Below are 6738 nucleotides of genomic sequence, written 5' to 3' on the forward strand. Positions count from 1 at the left end.
AGATGCGCTCGGGCCAGCTCGACGACGAGGCGTGGGCCAAGCTGGCCCGGCGGATGGGCGAGGTGTCCGAGGCGCCGCTGTTCATCGACGACTCGCCGAACATGACGATGATGGAGATCCGAGCCAAGGCGCGGCGGCTCAAGCAGCGCCACGACCTCAAGCTGATCGTGCTGGACTACCTGCAGCTGATGACGTCGGGCCGCAAGGTCGAGTCCCGCCAGGTCGAGGTCTCGGAGTTCTCCCGCCAGATCAAGCTGCTGGCCAAGGAGCTCGAGGTCCCGATCATCGCGATCAGCCAGCTCAACCGAGGTTCGGAGCAGCGCACCGACAAGCGTCCGATGCTGTCGGACCTGCGCGAGTCGGGCTCGATCGAGCAGGACGCCGACATGGTGCTGCTGCTGCACCGCCCCGACATGTACGAGGACGAGTCCGAGCGACTCGGCGAGGCCGACTTCATCCTGGCCAAGAACCGCTCGGGCCAGCCCGGCACCTGCACCGTGACCTTCCAGGGCCACTACTCCCGCTTCACCGACATGGCCAAGGAGTTCGGCTGACGGACTGGGGCTCGACGTGCGTGGCCCTGGTCCGGTCACGTCGAGGAATGCGATCGCGGTTCGCCCGGGCGTACTCGTGGGAACTCCTCGGTGTGGTCGGGTCTGGGGTGTGCGTGGCCCTTCTCTGGGTCACGGTGCCGCCCCGGCCCGAGTTCGAGATCACCTTTGGTTGTGGACAGATCTGGCAGCCGTTCGGCTGCATCGAGAACTTTCACGCGACCGTGGCACGCTGGTCCGTCATGATCTGGGTGGCGGTGGTGCTATTGGTCTTGGCGGCCGGGGTGATTCGAGTCGCGAGCAGACTGCTTCGTCAGACAGATTTAGCAAGCCGCTAGACGACGTCCGGCGGTGAGCGTGGACTGGCGCCACCGTCTCGGGGCGCGTGCCCATAGCAGAATGGCGAGTTCAGGCGGTCGTCGCAACACCGTGATCGTGAAGGTGTTGTGGTGGTGGTTTCGACATGGCGACAGGCCGGCTTGAGCAACAGGCCCGGTTCTGGGAGCTGGTGAGGTCGGGGTCGACGTTCTCGCAGGCTTGTGATGCTGACGGGGTGGATCGACGTCAGGGCTATCGGTGGCGGCGCGCGTCAGGTGGGCGGCTGCCGGCGGTGCCGCGTGAGGTGTCAGGCAGGTTCTTGTCGCTTCAGGAACGGCTGCTCATCGCTGACCTGCGGCTGGCCGGTGAGTCGATACGGGCGATCGCCGGCCGACTGGGTCGGGCGCCGTCGACGATCAGTCGCGAGCTGGCTCCGAACCACCCGGAGGTGCCCGGGTCTGGGTCGGTTCGTTCGCGGCGGTCGAAGTAAGCCCCGTATGCGGCGCATAAGCGGGCCGGGTTGCGGGCCCGGCGGCCCAAGGCCTTCAGCTCGACCACCCGCAGCTAGCGTGGGCGGTCCAGGCCAAGCTCTGCTTGAAGTGGAGACCCGAGCAGATCAGCCTGCACCTGGCCAGGGAGCACGGCGAGCAGGGATCGATGCGCGTGAGCCACGAGACGATCTACCAGTCGTTGTTCGTCCAGGGCCGCGGGCAATTGCGAACCGAGCTGCACCGCCACCTGCGCACCGGGCGGGCTTGGCGACGCCCACGAGGGTTCACCGGTGGCGCGAACAAGTCCAAGATCCCTGGCATGGTCTCGATCAGCCAGCGACCAGCAGAAGCCGATGATCGTGCTGTTCCGGGCCACTGGGAGGGCGAGCTGATCTTGGGGTCGGACTGCCGCTCGGCGATTGGCACCCTGGTCGAGCGCCAAACCCGTTACTGCCTGCTGGTCCACCTGCCCGACGGGCACGCCGCACCCAAGGTCCGCGACGCACTGGTGGCCTTGATCGGCACGCTCGGCCAGCACCTTCCCCGGCGGGACGCCGACCGCCGTCCCCGACTAGCAGGCGAGGGGCGCCGGTACGAGGGCTTCTTTAACGAAGCGGAATCCGTCCACGGGCGCCTGTGGCTAGAGGAAGTCCAGGTCCGCACCCTGGTCGGCCTGCAGCACGCGCTCAGCGTAGAGACGTCGCCAACCGCGTGCTGGTGGAGCCGGGAGTGGGGGCGTGGCGGCGCGCCGTCGCTCGAGCTCGTTTTCGTCGACGAGCAGGTCGATCCGCCCGGCCTCGACGTCGAGCTCGATCTCGTCGCCGTCGCGGACCAGCGCGATGGGACCTCCTCGCGCGGACTCGGGTGCTCCGTGCAGGACGACGGTTCCATAGGCGGTTCCACTCATCCGGCCGTCCGAGACTCGGACCATGTCGCGCACGCCGCGTCGAGCCAGATGCTTGGGAATGGGGATGGCCCCGGCCTCGGGCATCCCGGTCGCCGCGGGCCCGATGTTGCGCAGGACCAGGATGTCGTCCGGGGTGATGTTCAGGCTGGGGTCTTCCAGACGGGCCTCGACGTCATCGAGGGACTCGAACACCACCGCCCGACCGCGATGCTTCATCAGGTCCGGTGACGCGGCGGCCGCCTTGATGACCGCGCCGTCGGGGAACAGCGACCCGGACAGGGCAACGAGCGCGCCGGCGGGCTTGAGGGGATCGTCGAGGGTCCGGATCATGTCCTGCCATGGCTGCGCCGGCTCCCACACGTCGAGCTGTTCCCCCATGGTCTTGCCGGTGATGGTGAGGGTGTCGCGCTCGAGCAGCGTCTCGAGCTCCTTGAGCAGGGTGGGCATGCCGCCTGCGACGTGAAAGTCGGGCAGGTAGCGGCTCCCGGCAGGCTTGCAGTCGACCAGCACGGGGGTCTTCTCGGCAGCGCGGTGGAAGTCCTGCAGGTCGAGCGTGATGCCCAGACGACGGGCGATGGCGGTGAGGTGGATGATCGCGTTCGTTGAGCCCGACAGCGCGGACAAGGTCACCAGTGCGTTGTGGAACGACTCGCGCGTCAGGATCTGCGAGGGCCGAAGGTCCTCGGCAATGAGCTCGACCGCGCGACGCCCGGTGGACACACCGAGACGAAGCCGCTCGGACGAGACCGCCGGTGCAGTGCCTGCCCGCGGCAGCGTCATGCCGAGCGCCTCGAGGACCGAACCCATCGTCGACGCGGTGCCCATCACCATGCAGGTTCCTGCGGTGGGGCACAGCTGTGCGTTGACCTCAGCCACCTCGTCGTCGTTGAGCTCGTCGCCCCGGAAGTCGGTCCACATGCGGCGGCAGTCGGTGCAGGCCCCCAGCCGCTCGCCGCGCCAGCTGCCGGTCATCATGGGGCCCACGACTAGGGCGATGGCGGGGATGTCGGCCGAGGCTGCGGCCATGAGCTCGGCGGGGACGGTCTTGTCGCATCCTCCGAGCAGGACGACGGCGTCCATCGGCTGTGCGGTGATCTGCTCCTCGACCTCCATCGCCATCAGGTTCCGGAACATCATGGTGGTGGGGTTCATCAGGATCTCGCCTAGCGACATCGCGGTGAACTGGAACGGCAGGCCACCGGCCTCGAGGACGCCGCGCTTCACCGCGTCCATCAACGCGGGCATGTCGCGGTGGCAGGTCGTGTAGTCCGACGCCGTGTTGCAGATGCCGACGACCGGCTTGGCGAGGTCCTTTCCGTCCAGCCCCGACGACGCGAGGAACGCTCGACGCAAGAACTTGCTGAGCCCGGGGTCTCCGTAGCTGGTGAGCCGTCGGTCGAAGCCGCCGACGGGTTCGGTGGTCGTCACGTCGTTGGTCACAGGGCCACGCTCACGTACTTGGTCACGGTGTAGTCGTCGATACCTTCAGCGCCGCCCTCGCGTCCGAAGCCGGACTTCTTGACCCCGCCGAACGGCGCCTCGGCGGTGGCGATCGCCATGTGATTGACGGCCACCATTCCAGCCTCGATCCTCTCGCTGGCCTCGAAGGCGGTGGCAAGGTCTCGGGTGAAGACGTAGCTGGCGAGCCCGAAATCGGTGCCGTTGGCCAACGCAAGGGCGTGCTCCAGGTCGGTGAAGCTGCCGATCGGGGCGACCGGTGCGAAAGGCTCCTCGTGCATGATCCGTGCATCAGCGTCGACATCGGTGATCACGGTGGGGTCGTAGAAGTTGCCTCTGCTCAGACCCGCGGTGCGCCGTCCACCGGCGACGACACGGCCACCGAGGTCCGACGCGTCGGCGACGAGGCGCTCGGCAGCGGCAAGACGCCGATCATTGGTGAGTGGGCCGACGTCGGTGTCCGGGGCGCGGCCGTCCCCGACCCGTAGGGCGCGGGCGGCGTCGACGAAGGCCGAGGTGAACTGCTCCGCGATGCTCTCGTGCGCGAAGAAGCGGCTGGGTGAGGCACAGACCTGGCCGGCGTTGCGGAACTTGGCGCCGACGCACAGCCGGGCTGCCGCCTCGACGTCGGCGTCACCGAAGATCAGCACGGGCGCGTGCCCGCCGAGCTCCATCGAGACCGACGTGATGCCCTCGGCGGCGGCGCGCATGACGGTCTGCCCGATCGGGACCGACCCGGTGAGGCTGACGTGACGGACGTGCTCGGACCGCACGAGTGCCTCGCTGATCATGGCGGGGTCACCGGTCAGTGACTGGACGGCACCGGCGGGCAGGCCAGCGTCGACGAGGATCTGCAGCAGGAGAAGCGTCGTCAGCGGGGTCTCCTCGGCCGGCTTGACAACGACCGAGCAGCCGGCGGCGAGCGCTGGCGCGATCTTGCGTGAGGCGAGCAGGGCGGGGAAGTTCCAGGTGCTGAACGCGGCGACCACGCCGACGGGCTCTCGACGGACCATGATCCGGCGCCCGGGGCCGTGACCGTCGACGAAGCGTCCGTAGATGCGGCGTGCCTCGTCCGCGTACCAGTCGAATTGGTCGGCCGTGGCGTGGGTCTCGGCTCGTGACTCCGCGAGCGGCTTGCCCTGCTCGGTCGTCATGACGGTGGCGATGTCCTCGACGCGCTGTCGAATGAGGCGGGCGGTCTCGCGCAGGATCGCCGAGCGGCCCCACGCATCGACCCCGCGCCAGTGCGCGAAGCCGCGGCGCGCCCCGTCGATGGTGTCGTCGACGTCGGCAGCGGTGGCGCTCGCGACGTGGGCCACGGTCTCCTCGGTGGCGGGGTCGTCGACAGCCATCGTGGCGCCGTCCGACGCCGGGCGCCACTCGCCGTCGATCAGCAGACCGGTCGGGACCTCGATGCCTGCGATGGTGCTCAAATCGTCATCTCCTTACGCAGCTTCTGGGTGGCGTCGACCCAGCTCCCCACGTTCCATCTACCGAACGAGCCGAGCCCGCCGAGCGGGTCGTCGCCGAAGTAGACAGGGACGTGGATGAGGCTGAGGCCGTCGTGGGTGGCGGCTCGGTCCAAGGCGGCGGTGAGGTCACCGACGCTGCTGCCGCCGTGGGCGGCGTGGACCCCGGCCACCGCCGAGGCCCAGGCGACGTAGTCGACGGCGACCTGGTCGTTGGTGGAGTAGTCGATCCCGTACTGGGCGCGTTGCAGGGACGAGATCGCCCCCTGACGGCGGTTGTCGAGCAGGACGATGATGCCGCGAGCCCCGTGCTGCACGCCATCGATGAGGACCTGGGGGTTCATGGTGAACGAGCCGTCACCGGTCATCGCGACGGCGCGCAGGTCGGAGTCGCTGATGGCGGTCGCGAGCAGCGCGCTGGCCGAGAAGCCCATGTAGGAGGCGCCGGTCTCGGTGATGGTCTGGCCCGGCCGGTCGTCCTCGTTGATCTGAAAGCCATTTGCCTGCACGTCACCGGCGTCGAAGAAGGTGACGTGCTGGTTGGCCCGCGCCCATGCCGTGACCGCCCGGATCGCTGCCGGCTGGGTCAGCACGTCGCGCCCCCACATCTCGTCGTGCAGGGTCGGTTGGCCGAAGCGCTCGTCCTTGAACGCCACCCACTCCTGCCAGGCTTGCTGGTTGCTCCGAGCCCATGGGCTGTCCAGGCCCTGCGGGGTGGCACCCAGTGCCTCGAGTGCCTCGATGAGCTTCTCGAGGGTGGGCTCGGCGGCACCCACCAATGCGACGGTGTTGGCGTAGTGCAGCGCCGCCCCGGGGTCGGTGTTGATGTTGGTGACCTGACGGACCTGGGGATAGCCGGTGCGCGACATATCGGCCTGGCAAACCGCGCGGGACCCGATCGCCAGGAGGTGGTCGGCGTTCTCCATCGCGAAGTTGCCGGCGATGGACCCCTTCGAGCCTCCGACGGTCTGGTTGCGGGGGTCGTCGTAGGCCAGCGTGCCGCTGGCGACCGGAGAGACCACGGCGAACCCGTCGACCAGGTCCAGCAGCCGGCGCAGCGGTGCGCCCAACCCGCGAGCTCCCCCGCCGACCCGGACCACGACCCGATCCGCGGCGAGCAGCTGTCGCGCAGCCTCGGCGTACCGGCCACCGTCAGCCGCGGCCCCCAGTGGCGGTGGCGCGCCGACCGGCAGCGACCGGATCCGAAAGTCGTGCATCACCTGGGGTTGGGTGTTGATGGGCAGCAGCAGGAAGAAGGGCTGACCTCGGTGCGGGTGCTCGACCGCGTTCAGGCCGCGACGCAACGCCTCGGGCAGGGCCTCGGGTGTGTGCAATGTGTACGCCGGCCCCATCTCGGCGCAGACGCGCAGGAACTGTTCCTGACGCTCCCCGGTGAGCTGCTGCATGTTGGGGCCTTCGGCTTGTGTCGTCTCGTCGGCGTAAACGTGCCACACACCCACACCGTCACTGGCCGCCGCCAGGCTGCCTGCGAGCGCCTGCAGCGCCCCGGGCCCGATGGACGTGAACACGGCGGCCTTCTCTCC

The 6738-nt window shown here is 68.8% G+C and carries 5 protein-coding genes and 1 pseudogene; 3 read left to right on the forward strand and 3 right to left on the reverse strand.

All coding sequences use genetic code 11. From position 1 onward, the window contains the following. From ACI6PP_RS22590 to ACI6PP_RS22600, 3 genes and pseudogenes are all read left to right on the forward strand, one after another. Positions 1 to 554: DnaB-like helicase C-terminal domain-containing protein (locus tag ACI6PP_RS22590; RefSeq protein WP_421113986.1), on the forward strand; the 554-nt coding region annotated here is incomplete at its 5' end. A 460-nt stretch (positions 555 to 1014) separates the two neighbouring features. Beyond that, positions 1015 to 1359: a helix-turn-helix domain-containing protein gene (locus ACI6PP_RS22595; protein WP_421113987.1), complete on the forward strand. Its 345-nt coding sequence runs from the start codon at positions 1015 to 1017 to the stop codon at positions 1357 to 1359. A gap of 77 nt (positions 1360 to 1436) precedes the next feature. Then, positions 1437 to 1886: pseudogene (locus tag ACI6PP_RS22600) on the forward strand (IS30 family transposase); the annotation flags it as partial. 114 nt (positions 1887 to 2000) lie between these two features. Here ACI6PP_RS22600 and ACI6PP_RS22605 read toward each other — a convergent pair. The 3 genes from ACI6PP_RS22605 to ACI6PP_RS22615 all read right to left on the reverse strand — a co-directional run. Next, positions 2001 to 3707 carry a dihydroxy-acid dehydratase gene (locus tag ACI6PP_RS22605; RefSeq protein WP_421113988.1) on the reverse strand — a complete coding sequence of 569 codons (1707 nt, stop codon included), beginning with the start codon at positions 3705 to 3707 and terminating at the stop codon, positions 2001 to 2003. After that, entirely contained in the window at positions 3704 to 5158 is a 1455-nt protein-coding gene (locus tag ACI6PP_RS22610) for an NAD-dependent succinate-semialdehyde dehydrogenase (RefSeq protein WP_421113989.1), read from the reverse strand. Before ACI6PP_RS22610 ends, ACI6PP_RS22605 begins: the two co-directional genes overlap by 4 nt. Next, positions 5155 to 6738: thiamine pyrophosphate-dependent enzyme (locus ACI6PP_RS22615; RefSeq protein WP_421113990.1), on the reverse strand; the 1584-nt coding region annotated here is incomplete at its 5' end. The genes ACI6PP_RS22615 and ACI6PP_RS22610, both read right to left, overlap by 4 nt.

This window comes from Solicola agrisoli (assembly GCF_049059935.1).
GTDB lineage: Bacteria > Actinomycetota > Actinomycetes > Propionibacteriales > Nocardioidaceae > JAURVT01.